This window comes from Pantoea sp. NPDC088449, from assembly GCF_044753225.1.
Taxonomy (GTDB): domain Bacteria; phylum Pseudomonadota; class Gammaproteobacteria; order Enterobacterales; family Enterobacteriaceae; genus Pantoea; species Pantoea floridensis.
Genome location: NZ_JBIVMT010000002.1, coordinates 656,958 through 675,385 on the forward strand (window position 1 = coordinate 656,958; position 18,428 = coordinate 675,385).

Sequence of the window (18,428 nt, forward strand, 5' to 3'; positions counted from 1 at the left end):
GACCTACTGATGCTTTAACTGGAGAATTGTATGTCCCAACCGTTTGATTTACTTAATGCGCTGGCCGATATCGATCCCGCTTCCGAACTGGCGCAAGCCCGTGCCGAACGCGCCGCCGCCACGCAGCATACGCAAGGCAGCTACGATGTCTTGTTTACGCAAGATGATGAGGATTTCCCGTTAGCCGAACGCTTTGCGCTCGCCGCACAGGTTGCTGCCTGGCACGGTGTAACCGCGCTGCAGGCGCATTACCAGCAGCAGGCGCAACCGCAATCACATAACGCACGCTTTGAAGCGGGTTTAGCGTTTGCTGAACTGCTCAGTCGGCATCCAGTGGATGCCGCGCCGCAGCACATCGACAAGCTGCAACATGCCGGCTGGTCGCCGCGCGGTATCGTCACCCTGGCGCAGCTGATTGCGTTTGTCAGCTTCCAGAGCCGTTTGCTGCTCGGTTTGCGTTTACTGAATGGCGAAGAGACGGCTGCGCAGCCGCATGCGGTAGCCGGAAAGTGGCACGAAGCGCCGTTAACCCTGAGCGGCAAAACCGCCCTCACCGCCTTTACCCAGCAGGAACTCGGCTGGGAGCCGTGGCTGGCCGCGAAACCGCTCAATGAATTTAGCGCTGACGAGCAGGCCACGCTGGCGAAGTTCGGCCACAGCGATTCCGATTACTTCCGCCTGCTGGGACGCAACCAGCCGCTGCTGGAGCAGCGTACGCTCACCGATAAAGGCATCTTCTACACCGCTGGTGGACTTTCGCGCGCGGAACGCGAACTCGCCGCCACGGTGGTAAGCAAGGTCAACGGCTGCATTTACTGCGCCTCGGTTCACGCGCGCAAAGCCAGCCAGCTCTCGAAAGATGAACCGGCAGTACAGAAGCTGCTGAATGTCGCGCCGGGTGCCGAGCTGTCGCACGGACAATCGGCGCGCTGGGCGGCGCAGATCGATCTGGTTGCGACATTATCGATCACCCCAGCCGCCACCAGCCTGAAGCAGCTGCACGCGCTGCGCGATCAGGGATTCAGCACGCTGGAACTGCTGGATCTGATTCAATCCGCGGCCTTTTTCGCCTGGGCTAACCGCCTGATGCTGACGCTCGGCGAACCCTTCTTACCGGCACAAACCCAAGGATGACCATGACTGCGCTTTCCCCTCAACAGCTGGTGCGCTGGCGACGCGAGCTGCATCAGCATCCCGAACTGTCGGACCAGGAATTCGCCACCACCGAACGGCTCACGCGCTGGCTGCAACAACTCAACGTCAAGCTGCTGCCGCTGGCGCTGAAAACCGGTGTGGTCGCTGAAATCGGCCATGGCGAACCGCTGATCGCGCTGCGGGCCGATATTGATGCTTTGCCAATCGATGAACAAACCGACAACCCGTGGCGATCTCAGCAGCCGGGCGTGATGCACGCCTGCGGCCACGATCTGCACAGCAGCGTAATGCTCGGCGTGGCGCAGCAGTTGCAACGTATCGAAGCCCAGCTTCCCGGTCGCGTGCGCATTCTGTTCCAGCCCGCCGAAGAGATTTTCACCGGTGCGAAACAGCTACTGGCGGCAGGTGCGTTGAACGATGTGCAGGCGATTTTTGGCCTGCATAACGCGCCGGATCTGCCTACCGGAACGCTGCGCACGCGCGGTGGCGCTTATTATGCCAACGTCGATCGTTTCCAAATCAATATCACCGGTAAAGGTGCGCACGCCGCGCGACCGCATGAAGGTATCGATAGCATTGTGATTGGCAGCCACATCGTCACCGCGCTGCAAACGCTACCGAGCCGCGTGTTCAGCTCGCTGGAATCGTTGGTGGTTAGCGTAACGCGCTTCACGGCGGGCAATAGCTGGAATGTGCTGCCGCAGACGGTGGAGCTGGAAGGCACGGTGCGCACCCACAACGCGGAAATTCGGGCACAGATTCCGCAGAAAATTGAAGCATTGATAAAGGGTATCGCCGCCGGATTTGGCGCGCAGGTTGAGCTGGTATGGCAGGAAGGTCCGCCATCGCTGGTGAATACGCCAGAGTGGGCTGATTTCGCGCTGAGTCTGGCGAAAGAACAAGGCTATCAGACGCAAATCGGTACGCCGCAGATGGGTGGCGAAGATTTCGCCTTCTACCTACAGCAACTGCCAGGTACGTTTGTCAGTATCGGCAGCGCCAGTGATTATGGTTTGCATCATGCCAGTTTCGATCCGGACGAAGCGATGCTGGAACCTGCGGTGCAATACTTCACTGAGCTGGCCCAACGCGCGCTGCTGACGTTGCACCAACAACAGGCGCTGGCATCGTGACCCTAAGAGTAAGGAGAAAAGCGATGGCGATTTCGCTACCGGTTCCGCGTCTCGACCATGTGGTGATCAATGTTGCCGATCAGTTAGACGACGCCAGCGCGCTGTTTCGTCGCCTGGGTTTTCAGCTTACCGAGCGCGGCCATCATTCGCTCGGTTCCAGCAATCACCTGGCGATCTTCGGTGATAACTATCTGGAGTTATTAGGTTTTGAGGCCGGACGCGGCAATCTGCGCCAGGATTTATGGCAATCGCCGATTGGACTGAGCGGCTTAGTGTGGAAAACCGAGGATGCCGATGCAGTGTGGCGCTATCTGGAGAGTCAGGATATCGACGGCGATCAGCCTGCGAGCTTTTTCCGTCCGGTGACCTTGCCGGATGGTAGCGAGCAGGAAGCGCGCTTTCGCACCGTGCGACTACGTCCGTCGCTGGTTGCCAATGGCCGCAGCTTCTTTTGTCAGCACGACACGCCAGATTCGGTGTGGCAGGACGCATGGCGCATCCATCCCAATGGCGTGAGCGATATCGTTGAGTTTGTGGTGGTGGCACAGGATCCTGCCGCCGCCGCACAGCCCTATAGCCGGCTGTTTGGTGCCGATAAGCTCACCGCCTGCCAGGAAGGTGCGTTTGTGTTGAAAGCGGGCGTGGCAACGGTGCGCTTTGCCGCCGCAGAATACGTCACCCAGCGTTTTGCCGGTTTACCACTCGATTACGACGGCAGCGCCCGCATGGCCGGGTTAACGTTGCGCACCACGGATTTGCGCAAGGTAAAAGCCAGCCTGCTGCTCGGCGACGTACCGTTCCGCGAAGAAGAGTCCGCGATCATTGTCGGTGCCGAGCAGGCATTTGGCGTGGCGTTAAGGTTCCAGCAGTGAGTAACAGGTGCGCATTAATGCGCACCCTACAAACCGTAGGGTCGCCATTCATGGCGACCCGCTGTGCATAAATGCCCAACTCACCTGGCTGCGCTAAATGATCGTAGGGTCGCCATTCATGGCGACCAGGTTAAACTATCTTCATCTTCTTCTCCTGTTACCGAAGGTGAACATTGACCAGCCGATTGCAGCTTGAAACCCCCAGACTCACCTGCGCGCAGCTCGAGGAAGCCGACTTGGCTTTCTACCGCCAGCTACAGCTCTCGCCACAAGTCATGCACTACATCGCGGACCAAAAATCTGAAGAGAAAATTCACGCTGATTTCAATTCAAGATTGCCGCTCTGGTCGCCACGCAGCGCGCATTGGTTGTGTTTGGTGGTGCGGGACAAACAGTCGGGCAAACGCCTCGGGGTCAGCGGCTATATTCACCGCGATAGCGACTGCGCCGAAGTCGGCTTCCTGTTCGCGTCGGAAGCTCAGGGTAAGGGATATGCGTATGAGTCACTCAACGCACTTTGTGACTATGCGTTTAAGGACGGCGGCATCCGGCGGCTTATCGCGACCGTTACCGCAGGCAATACATCCTCACGCCGACTGCTGGAAAAAGTCGGCTTCGTATTAGAGGGTGAACTGCGGGAAAACTACTGGCTGAGAAATGCGTGGCATAACGATTGGCTGTTTGGGCTGCTGCAAAAGGATTATTAACCGCAGTCATTCCCAGGTGCGCATGAATGCGCACCCTACGATTTTGTAGGGTCGCCATTCATGGCGACCGCTTTTACATCTTTAGCTGTGCACGCTTGTTATACAGCCGCCGATAAGACAAGTAGGCGGCGATGATGGTCGATAAACTGGCGGTGCCGATCAGCATAAATGTCACCATAATCTGATACTTAATCGCTTTTACCGGATCAATACCGGCGAAAATGAGCCCAGACATCATGCCAGGTAAACTCACCAACCCGACCGTTTTGGCACCATCAACGGTGGGGATCATCGCGGCACGAATGCTGTCACGGATAAACTGCCCTGATGCCATTTTCACTGACGCGCCCAGGCTCAGCATCTCTTGAATCTTCTGACGATTATCGCTAACTCGCTGATTGAGATTGCTGAAGCACAAGCCAACCGCCACCATCGCGTTACCGGCAATCATTCCGGAGATCGGGATCACCTGCATAGGGATAAATTCAATCGCACCGCTTAGCACCAGAATGGTCAGAGTGAGCGTGGTGCCCGTGGTAATCGCGATAAAGGAGATGGTAAATCCCTTATCAATATTGCGGCTGCGTTTACGCGCATTGAGCGCCGCATTGACGCAGATAAACAGCACCATCAGCACGGTGAGCCAGTCATTGTTCAGGTCAAAGATCGACTTGAGCACATAGCCAACGATCACCAGCTGGATAATGGCGCGACACACGCTCCAGATGATGTCTTTGCTCATGCCGAGCTTCTCTTTCTGGCTGATCAGCAGCGCAATCAGCACCAGCATCAGTGAGAGCAACAGCGAGCTGTCGGTAATATTATGCTGGCTCATGGGCTTCTCCCTGTTGGGGCATATCGAGTTTCAGCACCTTTTTTGCCTGACTTATCTCCTGCACATCGTGACTGATCCACATCACGGCAAGATTATTCTCACGTATTAACCCATCGATAAGGTGATTGATCGCGGCTTTGTTCTCTTCGTCCAGTGCGCTGGTCACTTCGTCCAGCAAGAGCACCTGCGGCATAAACTGTAGGTTGCGCAGCAGTCCAACCCGTTGTTTTTCACCGCCCGATAGTTGCTCAATTTTCTTGTCCAACATATCGGCTGTTAGATGCACGCTGGCGAGCGAAGCCACCAGCTGCTCGCGTTGCGGCTTTTGCTGACGAATCTGCCACGGCAACGCCAGGTTATCGAAAACCGTGTCGCCAAACAGCACGGGCGTCTGAAAACAATAGGAAACCTGTTGCCGATAACGTTCGGGCTTCAACGTGACAATGTCACGACTTTCGAAAAAAATCTGTCCTGCTGTTGGTGCAACTAATGAAGCCAATATCTTCAATAACGTGCTTTTGCCGCTCCCGGAAGGTCCAGTCAGCAACAGCAGCTCGCCGGGATGGAGTTGTAGTGAAATCGGCGCCAGCAGCGTCTGGCCCTGCATGGCAAAACTTACCCCTTGCACATCCAGCAAGGGAGAATGGGTGGTCATGACATAGGTTCCCGGAAAAATAAACCGGGGGATTATAGTCTAAGTAGACGCGATGCATCCTCGCGATTAACCGCTATCACGCTGTAATGCCCTCCATTCTGGTAGAGCTAAGGATCGCTTAATCTTCAACAGAGAAAATAGCCTCAACTTAAGAGGATATTTTTAATGAAAGCGATGAAATTTCGACCATTCAGTGAATATTTGGCTGTTGCGGTAAGCGTGTTCGCCGTGGTGAGTTTTCTTATCATCTGGTTGTAACCTAAGGTTCACTTAACCTTCATTTTTTAAGCTCTCTCCATCTTTACTCCGATGGATGGATCAATGACGTTCTCGCTCGCAAAAAGACCGACGTTAAGTCGGCTTACGTTTATTACACTATTTTCAATTTATATTGCGGTTTTCCTGAACATTGCTTTTTATCGGCAGGTGATTGCCGCCATGCCGCTTGATAGCTTACGCACTATTCTGGTATTTGCTTCCATGCCAGTAGTGGCATTCAGCGTTATCAATATAATCGCTACACTCGCTTCGTTTTTATGGCTCGACAAGCTCATCCTGGCTCTCTTCGTGCTGGTTGCGGCTGCGGCACAATATTTTATCTGGAGCTTTGGGGTGGTGATCGACCGTTCGATGATCGTGAATATTATCGATACCACGCCTTCCGAATCTTTTGCCTTGTTATCACCCAAACTGATTATTACGCTGGGATGTAGCGGATTGCTTGCCGCTCTGCTGGTCTTTTGGCTGCGCGTTAATAATGGCAAGCCTTTCTGGAAAAGTGTCGCCAAACGCATGGCTTCAATTGTGGTATCGATTATTTGCATCGCATTAGTAGCGATGTTCTTCTACAAAGATTACGCCTCACTGTTTCGTAACCAAAAAGAGCTGATTAAATCGCTCAGTCCTTCTAACTCAATTGTGGCGACGCTTTCCTGGTATAACCACAGCCGCACCGCCAACTTACCGCTGGTAAAAATTGGTCTGGATGCCAAACAGAAACCAGCGATGCTGGCCGGACCAAAGAGAAACCTGACTATTTTAGTGGTAGGTGAAACCACGCGTGCCGTTAATTTCCAGTTAAATGGCTATCAGCGGGAAACCACGCCACGCCTGGCAAAAGATGACGTCTCCTATTTCCCGAATACACAATCGTGCGGTACCGCCACCGCCGTCTCTCTGCCCTGCATGTTCTCCAATATGCCGCGAGCACATTATGACGATCAGCTGGTTGAGCATCAGGAAGGATTGCTGGATATTATTCAGCGCGCCGGTGTACAAGTGCTATGGAACGATAATGATGGCGGCTGTAAAGGCGCTTGCGATCGCGTACCGCATCAGGATATGACCAGCCTGAATTTGACGGATATGTGTCACGACGGTGAATGTTATGACGAGGTGTTATTCCACGGTATTGAGGATTACATTAAAAATCTGAAGGGCAATGGCGTCATTGTGCTGCACACCATTGGCAGCCACGGACCGACATACTTTAACCGTTATCCGCCACAGTTTAGAAAATTTACGCCCACCTGTGATACCAGCCAGATTCAGGATTGTACGCAAGAACAGCTGGTTAATACCTACGACAACACCATTCTGTATATCGATTACATTGTTGATAAAGCGATCAATGTGCTCAAAGCACATCAGGATGACTATACCACCAGCCTGGTCTACCTCTCCGATCACGGTGAATCATTGGGCGAAAACGGTGCCTATTTGCACGGCATGCCCTATGCGATTGCGCCAGATGTGCAGAAACATGTACCGATGCTGATCTGGCTATCGCCGGACTACCAACAGCGCTATGGCGTGAGCAAAGCCTGTGTTGATCGGCAAGCGGCACATAACGGTTATTCACAGGATAATCTGTTCTCAACCATGCTGGGATTAACCGGGGTTCAGACCAGTGAATATCAGGCTAAGGACGATATTCTTGCCGCTTGCCGGGCTAAGCAAAGTTAAACCGCTGGCTGCTGCTGGACGGTCACCATGAATGGCGACCCTACGAATCACGCAAGGTTAAGCCGCTAGCTGCTGCTGGACGGTCGCCATGAATGGCGACCCTACGAACCACGCAAGGTTAAACCGTTGGCTGTTGTAGGGGCGCCATTTATGGCGACCCTACGAACCACGCAAGGTTATACCGTTGGCTGTTGTAGGGGCGCCATTTATGGCGACCCATGTCACGCTGCCACGCGATCCGCTCCTAATAAATCCAGAATCCGGCTGCGCAGCGCCACCAGTTGCGGATCGTCACGCCGGCGCGGCCACGGCAGATCAACCTCAATCACATCCACCACTTTTGCTGGACGCGGGCTGAACACCACCACGCGATTGGCCATCACCAGCGCCTCTTCCACATCGTGCGTTACCATCAGCGTGGTGAACTGCTGCTCCTGCCACAAATCAACGATCTCTTGCTGCATGCGCAAGCGAGTCAGCGAATCGAGCTTACCCAGCGGTTCATCGAGAATTAGCAAACGCGGGATGTTAACCAGCGCACGCGCCAGCGCCGCACGCTGCGCCATGCCGCCAGAGAGTTGATGCGGCCAGGCGCGGGCGAACTGCTTCAGTCCTACGCGATCTAACATAGCGTTGATGCGTTGTTCGCGCACCGGGCGGCTTTCACCGCGAATTTGCAACCCGAGACCGACATTGTCATATACCGTGCGCCACGGATAGAGCGTCGGATCCTGAAACACCACCACGCGCGACGGATCGGGCGCGGTGATCGCCTTGCCCTCCTCCGCCAGCACACCGCTGGCCGGCGGTTCCAGCCCCGCTAGCAGGCGCAGCAGCGTCGATTTACCACAGCCGGAAGGACCCAGCAGCGCGACAAATTCGCCGGCCTGCACCTGCAAATTAATATTCTCCAGCACCGGTAAATCTTCACCTTCTAACGTAAAGTGGTGATTTACCTTCTCAATCGTAATATTAACGCCTGCCGTGGTATCGGTCATATTGTCGCTCCTGCTTCCTGTGCAAATAAATAAAGCATAGGCTTCTCTTTCAACCCACCGAAATAGCCATTTCGGCAAACGAATACGCAAATTCTCATAATGAAAAACTGCATGACGACATGCGGGATTGTTATTTTGTCGCGGTTATCGCCTTTGCCATAGTGCGGTGAACTTTATCTACAAGGAAGACAAGATGGCATTTCAACAATTCTCTCTGAGCAGACGCGCGTTATTACGCGGGTTGGGTTTCCTGAGTGCTGGTGTGGCGGTGAATCCGTTGCTGAGTAGCGCGGTATTTGCCGACGATAAATCACTTAAAACCATTAAGCTGGCATGGGGACAAACGGCGGTGTGCCAATCACCGATTTCGGTGGCGCTGAAGCAAGGCTTCTTTAAAAAGTACGGCCTCAATGTTGAGCCGGTGAACTTTAGCGGTCCCACCGATGCGCTGTTACAGGCAATTGCTACCGGCCAGGCCGATGGCGGCATTGGTATGGCGCTGCGCTGGCTTAAACCCCTGGAGCAGGGCTTTGATGTAGACCTCACGGTGGGCACGCACGGCGGCTGCATGCGTTTACTCGCACCGCAAAACAGCGGTATCCGTGATGTGAAAGATTTGGTGGGTAAATCGGTGGCGGTCAGCGATCAGGCTAGCCCAATTCGCAACTTCTTTGCCATTCAGCTGGCGAAACAGGGTATCGATCCCGATAAGCAGGTGAACTGGTTGCAGTATCCGCCTGACCTGTTTGGCGAAGCGCTGCGCAAAGGCGAAGTGCAGGCGCTGGCCACCGACGATCCGCAGGGCTGGCTGCTGAAAAAGCAGCACAATTTAGTGGAAGTTGATAACAATCTGAAAGGCGAATACGCCAACCTCACCTGCTGCGTGCTGGGCCTGCGCGGCTCGCTGGTGCGTGACGATCCGGCCACCGCGCGCGCCATTACGCAAGCGATTGTCGATGCACAGCAGTGGACCGCCGAACATCCGGAGGAGACGGCGAAAATCTTCCAGCCGTTTGTGCCGGGCTCGGTAGCGGTTGAGGACATTGCCGCGATGCTGAAAGAGCATACGCATAGCCATCATTCAACTGGCGTGCAGCTGCGCAAAGAAGTGGCGGTCTATGTCGACGAGCTGAAGAAAATCAACGTGATCCGTCCAGATACCGATGCACAGCGTTTTGCTGAGCACTACGTGCCTGAGCTGCTGCCAGCTGAATCAGCCCATCAGCACGCCAGCAACATGGCGCACATGAGCAACATGTCGAGCTAAGGAGTCGAGGATGGCCAGTGATACTCTGACGATTGCCCGCAACCGTGACAGACCGCGTCGTATTCAACCTACGGTGTGGGTCGCGCTGCTGCTGTGGTGGGCGCTGGTCGCGCTCATGGTCGCGGTGCCGGATAAGCCGCAAGGTTTTGCCGCCCCGCGTTTTGTTAATGAAACGCATGAGCTGTTTGCCGCCATTGCGCTTATTCTCAGCGGGCTGGCGGTTGCATCAAGCCTGTTCCCACGACTGACGCTACTCGCGCCGCTCAAGCGCAGCGGTCCGTGGCTGATTGTGCTGGCGCTGCTGATTGGCCTGTGGGAAATCGTCACTGGCAAGCTGGCGCTGTTGCCGGCGCCGTTTTTTGCCCCACCGCGCGCGCTGGTAGAAGCTTACGCCACCGACTGGCCGCGTTTGCTGGATAGCGTGTTGAATTCACTGCGCCTGCTGGCCTTCGGCTTTATCTACGGCAGCGTGGTCGGTTTTATTACCGGCGTAGCGATTGGCTGGTCACGCGGGTTGGGATACTGGGTGCATCCGATTCTGCGTTTTCTCGGCCCGGTGCCCTCCACCGCGCTGCTGCCGCTGTCCCTCTACTTCTTCCCGTCGAGCTTCGCGGCGGCGGTATTCCTGATTGCGCTCGCCACCTGGTTCCCGGTGACGGTGCTGACCTGGTCCGGCGTCTCCAGCGTTGATACGCGTTATTACGATGTGGCGCGCACGCTGGGTGCCAATTCGCTGTTTCTGGTACTGCGTGTGGCGGTGCCTGCGGCGCTGCCGCACCTGTTTGTTGGGCTATTTATGGGGCTGGGCGCGTCGTTTTCGGTGCTGGTGGCAGCGGAAATGATGGGGGTGAAATCCGGGCTCGGCTGGTATCTGCAGTGGGCGCAGGGCTGGGCGGCCTACGCCAACATGTATGCCGCGCTGATTGTGATGGCGCTGCTGTTCTCCTCGCTGATCTCCCTGCTATTCCTGGTTCGCGACCGTCTGCTGTCGTGGCAGCGCAGCGCGGTGAAATGGTAACAACACACATTGCGCAATAAATTGCGCCGCTACGGTATGTGCATGCATTCGTAGCGGCGCGATTTATCGCGCAGATATTCGGTTCACATCATCCATTGCCGAGGTCAATTATGGCTGCAAAAATTTCTGCTTCTATCACCGAACTGATCGGCAACACGCCGCTATTGCGTCTATCACGTTATGCGCAGCAGCAGGAGATTCAGGCTGATTTAATCGCCAAGCTCGAGCTGTTTAACCCTAATCACAGCGTGAAAGATCGCATCGCCCTCAGCATGATTGAAGCCGCCGAACGCAACGGCACTATTAAGCCCGGCGATACGCTGGTTGAAACCACCAGCGGCAATACCGGCATTGGTTTAGCGGCGATTGCGGCGGCTAAGGGCTACAAATTCCGCGTTTATATCAATGATTTTGTCAGCATTGAGCGTAGCCAGATTATTCAGGCCTACGGCGCTGAAGTGGTGCCGTTCAGCACTATCGATGGTTTTAAAGCGTTTTATGACGCCAGCAACGGCGATTTCGTTGCCGCCACTAAGTGGCTGGCCGAGCAAGTCACGGCTGCGGAGCCGGAGGTGCATTTCCTGCTGCAGCTGGATAATCCCGCCAATCCGGCGATACATGAGCGCACCACCGGACCGGAAATCTGGCGCGACAGCGGCGGCGAGTTGGATATCTTTATCGCCGCGGTAGGCACCGGCGGCACACTGTCAGGTACCGGGCGCTATCTCAAACAGCAGCATCCGGGATTGCAGGTGATCGCGGTGGAACCGGGCATCGGATCGCAGCCGAGCGAACTGCGCCCGGAGCCGCTGGAGATCACCGGTGTGCATGCGTTTAGCAATCAGACGCCAGAACGCATCCCCGCCAATCTCGATCATCGCGTATACGATGAGGTGATCGCGGTGGAAACCTGGCAAGCCTATGCCGCCGCTCGCCAGCTGGCGCTGAGTGAAGGCGTGCTGGTGGGTGATTCATCCGGTGCGGTGTTGTGGGCGGCGCAGCAGGTGGCGGCACGACCGGAAAATCACGGCAAGCGTATTGTGGTGTTACTGGCCGATGGCGGCAGCAGTTATTTAACCACGCAGCTATTCGCGCATCAGATCCCCGCCGAATCGCTGAAGCTGGCAAGCGCGGTGCAGACATCGAGAAAAATCGCATGACGTCCTAATACGCGTCACATTACAACCCCTGGTCGCCATACATGGCGTAATGCCGCTCAAAATGCCTGTTTTTGCAGGTGCGCATGAATGCGCACCCTACGAAAACCCGGCTATAGCAACGTAGAGAGCGCATTTATCCGCGCCTGGGCATCTACGAGGCGGTTCCGCACCAGCGCACTAACGTCATCGCAATCGCTTTGGTGCAGGCCACCAGATCCGCAATCGGCACATGCTCGTTGGGCTGGTGCGACATCGCCGGATCGCCCGGACCGAAGTTCACCGTCGGCGTTTGCCCTAGCGTACTCGGCAGGCCAATATCACTATGCGCACCAAATCCAGCCAGCTGCGGATTCAGTGCGGCATCGGTAACACCCTGCTGGAAGGTGGTGACAAACGGATGATCCGCTTCGATTTCTGCGCAATCGGCATCCAGAATCCACTCGACCCTGGCCGGATGCCTGGCCAGATAAGGATCCAGCGCGCAAACCTTCGCGACGTGTGCCTCAATCTCTTTTTTAACGTTGCCACCCAGCCCCATCTCATCCTTCTCCGATGGCAGATACTGCACATCAATCACAATCTCCGCGCGACCGGCAATTGAGGCGGGATGTTCACCCACTTTCAGCTGCGTCACGATAATCTGGTTGGGCAGTTCCATCAGCGGATGATTTTTGCTCGGCTGCGTCTGCCAGCGACGATTGAGCACATCGAGGCCATCCAGCATCTGCCGACACAGCATCACCGCGTCCACCGGACCGCTGCTGTCCCAGCTGTTTGGCGTCAGCTCCGCATGCCCGCCGATGCCGTCGAGAATAATCCGTCCCCACAAAATACCGTGGCAGATGGGTGAAATGCGATTGGCAGTGGGTTCGGTCATAATGCCCGCATCCGCTTTAAATCCACGGTCGACCATCGCCAGCGATCCCATGCCGCCAATCTCCTCATCGACCACGGTGGTAAATACCACATCTCCCGCCAGGCGGATATTGAGGTCCTGCAACAGCTCTACCGCCATCAACATGCAGGCAACGCCGCCTTTCATATCGACCGCGCCTCGACCGTAAACGGCCGCGTTTTTGATTTCCGGTACAAAGGGATCGCTCAGCCAATGTTCCGGCGGGCCCGGCGGAACAACGTCAATATGGCCGGTGAGCATCAGCGATTTACCGCCGCCCGCCCCACTTAAGGTTCCCCCGAGATTTGGACGCCCTTCAAAGGTGCGGCCTTTATTGGCGCCCGGACGGCCCTGATATTTCGCGTAGAGCGCAGGACCATCGGGATCCCATAAATCGGTCTCCATGCCTAGAGACGCAAGGCGCTGCTGCAGATAAAGCTGGCAATCGCGCTCGCCAGGACCGGCTTCACGCGGATCGACTTTGACGATGGAGGGAAACGCCAGCAGATCGCACAGCGTCTGCGCGATGCGTTCTGCGCTAGCGTCGACGTGTGCGCTGATGAGTTCAGTCAGATTCATGAGTTATCTCCGATAAATAAAAAGTCGTTGTGCCATCAAGACGATAATCAACAACATACCCACCACGCCCAGCTGCCAGACGCTATTTAAACCCAGCTGCAACATGCAGGTTTTAATAGTTACCAGCATCAGCGCGGCGGCCAATACGCCGACCACGCTGCCGCGTCCGCCAAAAATGGCCACGCCGCCGAGCAGTGCTGCGGTAAGGGATTCGAGTTCAAGATTGACGCCAATTTCCGGGCGCGCGCTACCTAACCAGGTGAGCGAGACGAACCCCGCGCAACCCGCCAGCAGGCCGCTCAGGCAATAGGCGAGCAAACGCAGGCGATCAACCGGAATCCCCACCAGCCGCGTGGCGTGTTCATTGAAGCCACAGGCGTAAATCCATTTCCCCCACGCGCTTTTGCTCAGAATCAGCCAGGCGATGAGGAAAGCCGGTATCACGCAGGTGAGAAACGGTAATGGAATGAAGAATTGTGCGCCGCGTCCCCACTGGGTTAACGCCGTGGGAACCCCGGCGATAGCGGCACCGCCGGTCAGCGCCAGTGCCAATCCAGAAAACAGGTAGAAGCTGCCCAGCGTGACGATGAGCGGCCAGAGCCGCAGCCGCGCAATCAGCCAACCGTTGATGGCGCCCGCCAGCGTGCCGGTGAGCAGACAGATCAGCGGTAGCCATGCCGGATTGATGCCCTGATCGAGCGCCAACATGCCGAGAACCGCCGAAAGCGAAACGTTGCCGCCCACCGAGAGATCGATGCCGCCGCCTCCGGTCATCACCACTAACGATTGTCCCAGCGCGACCAGCGACAGCAAGGTAGCGAATTGCAGGATCGAGGTGATTGACCAGGACGCCAGCATCTGTGGCAACAGCAATACAATACCGATGGCCAGCAGCAGCCATAGCGCGATCAGCAGCGTTAAGTCAGGAGATTTACGCCATAACGTCATGCAAGCCTCCTGAAGGTAAATACGCGACTGCTGGCCGCTTCGCTACTCAATACGATGAGCAATACCGCGCCGGTCACCACCGTTTGCCACAGCGATGGAATGCCCACCAGCAGTAAGCCATTTTGCAGAATACGCAGCAGTAACACCCCAAGCAGCGTCCCCAGCAAGCTGCACGATCCCCCGGTAATCCGCGTGCCACCTAGCACCACGGCGGCGATGGCTTCCAGCGCCAGGCTACCGCCCACCGTCATCTCGACGTTGCGATAAGTCGCGATATAGCAGGTGGCCGCAATACCGCACAGCAAACCGCTGATCATAAAGGTGGCGATGCGTACCTGAGTGACCGGAATGCCCGCCAGCCGCGCTTTCTCCTCCGAGTTGCCCGCCGCCAGCAGCCACAAACCGTACGGCGTGTGACGCAATACCAGCCACACGCTGGCCCACACCAGCCCAATGATCCAGGCCATCACCGGCACGCCCAACAGGGAATGCATTAACCCGCCGGTTAACGTGCCTGGCAAACCGGAAAGCCACTGTCCGCCGAGCAGCGCAAACAGCCCGGTGCGCCACACGCCGAACAAGCCGAGGGTGCCAACAATCGCTGGAATACGACCAATCACTACCACCAGCGCGGTCATCAAGCCCAGCAGTAATCCGAGCACCGGGCCCGCCAGCGCCGCCAGCCATGGCGAATTCGTCAGCAGCAGCTGGCCAACCCCCCAGGCCGCTACGCCCATCACCACGCCGACGGACACATCCACGCCGCCCATGGCGATCACTAGCGTCATCCCTAGCGCGATCAACAGCAGTTCACTGCTATTGCGCAGAATGGTGAGCAGGTTATCCACCGTCGCGAACCAGGGAGAAAACCAGGAGAAACCGGCAATGGCGAGCAAGGCGATCGCCAGTAAAGCGATCTCCCGTGAAGTCATGTGCATGCGCATCCCCATTAGAATTTGAACTGGTCGACATTCTCTTTGGTAAATACTGCCGGCGCACCGAGCAGCAGTACGCCGGTTTTGCTATCAAACTTCACCGGCTCGGCGAAACCTGGCACGCGGTTTTCGGCGCTAAAGGCTTTGCCATCAATCAGCTGCTTACCGGCCCACACCGTCAGATAGCCAAGCTTCTCGGGATCCCACAGCACCGTGTAACCAAAAGCACCGCTTTTCAGATAGGCGCGCGCGGTGTTCGGGCTACAAAAACCGCTGCCGATCACCTTGCCATTCTTACCGGCGGTTTCGATGGCCTGCGCGACGCCAGGGCAAGTGGTCGACGCCATGGCGATCAAGCCTTTAAGATCCGGATTGGCGGACATTAAATCGGTGGCGATCTGTGCCGCGCGGCTGGCGGAACCACCGGCATATTGCGGTTTGAGCAAGGTAATGTGGGGATATTTGCTTTTCACCCGCTGCTGCATGAAGCCGATCCAGCTATTGAGATTAGATGCGGTGGCTTCACCGGAAACGATGCCGATTTTGCCGCGTTCGCCAACGCGTTTGACCATCTCGTCAATGATGGTTTCACCCAATCCCTGATCGGTAGCCTGCGCGACATATACCGGACGGCCGCTGTCAGGGGCATCGCTGTCGCTGGTAAACAAATGCACATTATTCGCTTTCGCCTGCGCCAGTACCGGCGCAATGCTGGACGCATCCAGCACGCTGATGCCGATCGCGTTAACCTTCTGCGCTATCAGGTTCTGCACGATCTGCAGTTGATCCATTGGATTGGTGTCTACCGGACCGCTATAGACAAACTCGACGCCCAGATCGCTGGCCGCGCGTTTACCGCCCGCTTCCATCGCCTGGAAATAGGGAATGCCGATAATCTGTGGCACAAAGGCCACTTTTTCTGCGGCGAGGGAATAACCTGAAAACAGTAATGAGAGAGAACAGACTGCAGTAGCAATTCGACGCATTTTATTTCCCCTGGTTAATGGCAGAGCAATTACTGATTCTCAAACACGCGTGCATCGGGATGCGCGCCGGTAATGAGTGAGACGATTTCATCGGGTGAGGTTTCGGCGTGACGCCGCTCGGCAATTTTTCGTCCACGGCGGAACACCACCATGCGATCGGCCACCGCGAACACATCACTGATGTTGTGGCTGATCAGCACCACGGCGCAGCCGCGCGCCGCGAGTCGCCGCGTCAGCTGTAATACTTTTTGCGTTTCTGCAACGGCCAACGCGGCAGTTGGCTCATCCATAATCACCAGCTGCGCGTTGAGGTTGAGCGCGCGGCAGATCGCCACCGCCTGGCGCTGTCCGCCGGAGAGACTGCCGACCGACGCTTCGGCATCGGAGATATGCGCGTCAAGATCCTTTAACAGCTGATCGACCTGCTCACGCATCTCGCGTCGGCGTAGAAAAGGAATGCCCAGCACGCGGCGCTTGAGCTCACGGCCAAGGAAAACGTTCTCGGCAATGCTAAGGTTCTCCGCCAGCGCCAGCTCCTGGTAAATGGTGGCGATGCCGTGTTCTGCAGCCTGGCGCGGCGAGGTGAATTTCACCGCCTGGCCGTCAATCCACAGTTCGCCGTCGCTGGCGCTATAAGCACCCGACAGTACTTTGGTAAAGGTGGATTTCCCTGCGCCGTTATCGCCGAGCAGCGCCAGCACTTCGCCGCGATGAATGGTGAGATTGACCTGGTTAAGTGCCGTTAAGGCACCGAAGCGTTTGCAGATGTTGCGCGCCTCAATAAAACACGTCGTCATCTTCTCTCCCCAGCGCTGAGATAGGCGGCGCTGTGGAAATCGATTTCCCACTGCAGCACCTGGCCGTAGAGAATGGATAAGCGGTTTTTTTCTGCCTCATTAAGATCCTGTGCACAGCGATCCAGCTCGGCTTTCAGCCACAGCGCCTGCTGATGAAACTCCTCTTCAGCATGCATATCGACCCAGCGACGGATGTCGTCATCCAGCAGCGGTTGGGCACTGACGCGTGCGCACCAGTGGTAATACATCCACTCGGCACCAAACATCAGCGTGATGATCTCGGCAAAACTGCCCTGCTTTGCGACGTTTAACATGCCATCGCGAAACGCCGTCACGCCCGGCAAATCATCCGGATAATCCGCCGTCTTGATGTTGCGCCGCGCCAGCACCGCTTCAAACCAGGCAATTTGCGTATCCACCAGCGCATTTAACACGCCAATTAACCAGCGCTGCTGGCGAATATCCGGCGCTTTACTCACTGCCAGCGCAAAGATATTGATGGCAGTGGCGACAAAGTTGCCTTCAAACACCAGATAGCGATTAAACACGGCGTCAGGCAGCTGATTGCGCTCGATATCCTGCACAAACTGATGCTGTTGCATCGCCAGCCATAGTGTTTGATGCTGCTGCAAAAGCTCATCAGAGAAGCCTTTCATCACGCCTCCTCCAGCGCCGCTTGCGCCACGGACATGAAGTGTTTGACGCGTGCAAGCTCAACCTCATTCCACCACACGCCATCCACTTTCAGCGCGCTGGCGACGATTACGCCCTGCGTGCGTTCAAGGATCTGGCAGATGTTGGCGGGTGTTACGCCGGAACCAACCAGCAGCGGCAGCTCGGTAGCCGCACGGATTTCGTCGATTTCATCCAGCGTGGCGCTGTCGCCGGTGCGTTGCCCGGTGGCGATCACCGCATCCGCGTCAAAGAAATCCACGTCCCGCGTGAGCTCCTGAATGGAGCGGTCGGCAACAATCGCATGGCTGCCGTGTTTGACATGGCTATCGGCAAACACGCGGATATGTTCGGCCCGCAGCTGACTACGGTAACGCAGCGCTTTTGCCGCCGCGCCTTCAATAAATCCTTCATTGGCGATATAGGCATTAGCCCACTGATTCACACGGACAAAATCAGCGCCGCCCGCCAGAGCGGTAGCAAAAGCAGGAATGGCGGCGTTGGCCAGCACATTAATACCGAGTGGTACGCCAAAACGTTCGCGAATTTTTTCCGTAATGACCGCCATAAAGGCAGCGGTTTCCGGACCAATATCCTCTGGTTTGGCAAAAGGAATATCACCGTGATTTTCTACGATCAAACCATGTACACCACCCGATATATAATTTTCGGCATCACGCAGCGCACGCTCAATAATAGCGGGGAGCGGCTTACCTTGATATTTAGGCGCCCCCGGAAAAGCCTCGCAATGAATAACACCTATTACTGCTTTCTTTCTGGAAAAAATATCTTGTATTGCGCTACTTTTTCCTGCTGATATAGAAACCATCTTCTTCACCTTATTAATGAGA

General features: G+C 56.1%; 18 protein-coding genes. 8 read left to right on the forward strand and 10 right to left on the reverse strand.

Features of this window, described 5'->3' with window-relative positions:
* The first annotated feature begins 30 nt into the window (after positions 1-30).
* From ACIP6T_RS14265 to ACIP6T_RS14280, 4 genes are all read left to right on the forward strand, one after another.
* A complete protein-coding gene (locus ACIP6T_RS14265; protein WP_400457905.1) occupies positions 31-1,134 on the forward strand; it encodes an alkylhydroperoxidase domain protein in 1,104 nt (367 codons plus the stop codon).
* 2 nt (positions 1,135-1,136) lie between these two features.
* Complete coding sequence (locus tag ACIP6T_RS14270; protein ID WP_400457907.1) at positions 1,137-2,288, forward strand: amidohydrolase; 1,152 nt, start codon at positions 1,137-1,139, stop codon at positions 2,286-2,288.
* 23 nt (positions 2,289-2,311) lie between these two features.
* Positions 2,312-3,160, forward strand: coding sequence for a VOC family protein (locus ACIP6T_RS14275; RefSeq protein ID WP_400457909.1), 849 nt, complete (start codon positions 2,312-2,314; stop codon positions 3,158-3,160).
* A 173-nt stretch (positions 3,161-3,333) separates the two neighbouring features.
* On the forward strand, positions 3,334-3,867 hold the full coding sequence (locus ACIP6T_RS14280; RefSeq protein WP_400457911.1) for a GNAT family N-acetyltransferase: 534 nt from the start codon (positions 3,334-3,336) through the stop codon (positions 3,865-3,867).
* 73 nt (positions 3,868-3,940) lie between these two features.
* Here the strand turns inward: ACIP6T_RS14280 and fetB are convergent, their stop codons facing one another.
* Together fetB and fetA are read right to left on the reverse strand one after the other, a co-directional pair.
* Complete coding sequence (gene fetB / locus ACIP6T_RS14285) at positions 3,941-4,702, reverse strand: iron efflux ABC transporter permease subunit FetB (RefSeq protein WP_097097776.1); 762 nt, start codon at positions 4,700-4,702, stop codon at positions 3,941-3,943.
* Complete coding sequence (gene fetA / locus ACIP6T_RS14290) at positions 4,689-5,357, reverse strand: iron efflux ABC transporter ATP-binding subunit FetA (RefSeq protein WP_400457914.1); 669 nt, start codon at positions 5,355-5,357, stop codon at positions 4,689-4,691. The genes fetB and fetA overlap by 14 nt, the downstream gene beginning before the upstream one ends.
* A 321-nt stretch (positions 5,358-5,678) precedes the next feature.
* Between fetA and eptA the strand changes: the two genes are divergently transcribed.
* Entirely contained in the window at positions 5,679-7,322 is a 1,644-nt protein-coding gene (gene eptA / locus ACIP6T_RS14295; RefSeq protein WP_400457916.1) for a phosphoethanolamine transferase EptA, read from the forward strand.
* A gap of 221 nt (positions 7,323-7,543) precedes the next feature.
* Here the strand turns inward: eptA and ACIP6T_RS14300 are convergent, their stop codons facing one another.
* Complete coding sequence (locus ACIP6T_RS14300) at positions 7,544-8,320, reverse strand: ABC transporter ATP-binding protein (RefSeq protein ID WP_097097773.1); 777 nt, start codon at positions 8,318-8,320, stop codon at positions 7,544-7,546.
* Positions 8,321-8,513: 193 nt separating this feature from the next.
* Here ACIP6T_RS14300 and ACIP6T_RS14305 point away from each other — a divergent pair, with 193 nt between their 5' ends.
* From ACIP6T_RS14305 to ACIP6T_RS14315, 3 genes are all read left to right on the forward strand, one after another.
* A complete protein-coding gene (locus tag ACIP6T_RS14305) occupies positions 8,514-9,587 on the forward strand; it encodes an ABC transporter substrate-binding protein (RefSeq protein ID WP_345830093.1) in 1,074 nt (357 codons plus the stop codon).
* Positions 9,588-9,597: 10 nt separating this feature from the next.
* Entirely contained in the window at positions 9,598-10,605 is a 1,008-nt protein-coding gene (locus tag ACIP6T_RS14310) for an ABC transporter permease (protein ID WP_400457918.1), read from the forward strand.
* A 110-nt stretch (positions 10,606-10,715) separates the two neighbouring features.
* Positions 10,716-11,765, forward strand: a complete 1,050-nt coding sequence (locus ACIP6T_RS14315; RefSeq protein ID WP_400457919.1) for a PLP-dependent cysteine synthase family protein — start codon at positions 10,716-10,718, stop codon at positions 11,763-11,765.
* Positions 11,766-11,916: 151 nt separating this feature from the next.
* Here ACIP6T_RS14315 and ACIP6T_RS14320 read toward each other — a convergent pair whose 3' ends face one another.
* The 7 genes from ACIP6T_RS14320 to ACIP6T_RS14350 are packed head-to-tail and all read right to left on the reverse strand — an operon-like array spanning position 11,917 to position 18,406.
* Positions 11,917-13,239, reverse strand: a complete 1,323-nt coding sequence (locus ACIP6T_RS14320) for a M20 family metallopeptidase (protein ID WP_400457920.1) — start codon at positions 13,237-13,239, stop codon at positions 11,917-11,919.
* A gap of 3 nt (positions 13,240-13,242) precedes the next feature.
* The gene (locus tag ACIP6T_RS14325; protein ID WP_097097768.1) at positions 13,243-14,187 is read right to left on the reverse strand and encodes an ABC transporter permease; all 945 of its coding nucleotides are present in this window, start codon (positions 14,185-14,187) and stop codon (positions 13,243-13,245) included.
* Positions 14,184-15,125: an ABC transporter permease gene (locus tag ACIP6T_RS14330; RefSeq protein WP_400457922.1), complete on the reverse strand. Its 942-nt coding sequence runs from the start codon at positions 15,123-15,125 to the stop codon at positions 14,184-14,186. The genes ACIP6T_RS14325 and ACIP6T_RS14330 overlap by 4 nt, the downstream gene beginning before the upstream one ends.
* Positions 15,126-15,136: 11 nt before the next feature.
* The gene (locus ACIP6T_RS14335) at positions 15,137-16,108 is read right to left on the reverse strand and encodes an autoinducer 2 ABC transporter substrate-binding protein (RefSeq protein WP_400457923.1); all 972 of its coding nucleotides are present in this window, start codon (positions 16,106-16,108) and stop codon (positions 15,137-15,139) included.
* A 29-nt stretch (positions 16,109-16,137) separates the two neighbouring features.
* Positions 16,138-16,905 (reverse strand): ATP-binding cassette domain-containing protein, encoded by a 768-nt coding sequence (locus ACIP6T_RS14340; RefSeq protein WP_400457924.1) that lies wholly within the window; start codon positions 16,903-16,905, stop codon positions 16,138-16,140.
* On the reverse strand, positions 16,902-17,561 hold the full coding sequence (locus tag ACIP6T_RS14345; protein ID WP_400457925.1) for a TenA family protein: 660 nt from the start codon (positions 17,559-17,561) through the stop codon (positions 16,902-16,904). The genes ACIP6T_RS14340 and ACIP6T_RS14345 overlap by 4 nt, the downstream gene beginning before the upstream one ends.
* On the reverse strand, positions 17,561-18,406 hold the full coding sequence (locus ACIP6T_RS14350; protein ID WP_345830106.1) for a BtpA/SgcQ family protein: 846 nt from the start codon (positions 18,404-18,406) through the stop codon (positions 17,561-17,563). The genes ACIP6T_RS14345 and ACIP6T_RS14350 overlap by 1 nt, the downstream gene beginning before the upstream one ends.
* Between the last annotated feature and the right edge of the window lie 22 nt (positions 18,407-18,428).

Bases quoted from the DNA above. Each gene is read 5' to 3' on its own strand.
- ACIP6T_RS14330 (WP_400457922.1), bottom strand. From the start codon at position 15,125: ATGCACATGACTTCACGGGAGATCGCTTTACTGGCGATCGCCTTGCTC.
- ACIP6T_RS14335 (WP_400457923.1), bottom strand. From the start codon at position 16,108: ATGCGTCGAATTGCTACTGCAGTCTGTTCTCTCTCATTACTGTTTTCA.
- ACIP6T_RS14310 (WP_400457918.1), top strand. From the start codon at position 9,598: ATGGCCAGTGATACTCTGACGATTGCCCGCAACCGTGACAGACCGCGT.
- ACIP6T_RS14340 (WP_400457924.1), bottom strand. From the start codon at position 16,905: ATGACGACGTGTTTTATTGAGGCGCGCAACATCTGCAAACGCTTCGGT.
- fetB (WP_097097776.1), bottom strand. From the start codon at position 4,702: ATGAGCCAGCATAATATTACCGACAGCTCGCTGTTGCTCTCACTGATG.
- ACIP6T_RS14300 (WP_097097773.1), bottom strand. From the start codon at position 8,320: ATGACCGATACCACGGCAGGCGTTAATATTACGATTGAGAAGGTAAAT.
- ACIP6T_RS14350 (WP_345830106.1), bottom strand. From the start codon at position 18,406: ATGGTTTCTATATCAGCAGGAAAAAGTAGCGCAATACAAGATATTTTT.
- eptA (WP_400457916.1), top strand. From the start codon at position 5,679: ATGACGTTCTCGCTCGCAAAAAGACCGACGTTAAGTCGGCTTACGTTT.
- ACIP6T_RS14315 (WP_400457919.1), top strand. From the start codon at position 10,716: ATGGCTGCAAAAATTTCTGCTTCTATCACCGAACTGATCGGCAACACG.
- ACIP6T_RS14265 (WP_400457905.1), top strand. From the start codon at position 31: ATGTCCCAACCGTTTGATTTACTTAATGCGCTGGCCGATATCGATCCC.
- ACIP6T_RS14270 (WP_400457907.1), top strand. From the start codon at position 1,137: ATGACTGCGCTTTCCCCTCAACAGCTGGTGCGCTGGCGACGCGAGCTG.
- ACIP6T_RS14345 (WP_400457925.1), bottom strand. From the start codon at position 17,561: ATGAAAGGCTTCTCTGATGAGCTTTTGCAGCAGCATCAAACACTATGG.
- ACIP6T_RS14325 (WP_097097768.1), bottom strand. From the start codon at position 14,187: ATGACGTTATGGCGTAAATCTCCTGACTTAACGCTGCTGATCGCGCTA.
- ACIP6T_RS14305 (WP_345830093.1), top strand. From the start codon at position 8,514: ATGGCATTTCAACAATTCTCTCTGAGCAGACGCGCGTTATTACGCGGG.
- fetA (WP_400457914.1), bottom strand. From the start codon at position 5,357: ATGACCACCCATTCTCCCTTGCTGGATGTGCAAGGGGTAAGTTTTGCC.
- ACIP6T_RS14320 (WP_400457920.1), bottom strand. From the start codon at position 13,239: ATGAATCTGACTGAACTCATCAGCGCACACGTCGACGCTAGCGCAGAA.
- ACIP6T_RS14275 (WP_400457909.1), top strand. From the start codon at position 2,312: ATGGCGATTTCGCTACCGGTTCCGCGTCTCGACCATGTGGTGATCAAT.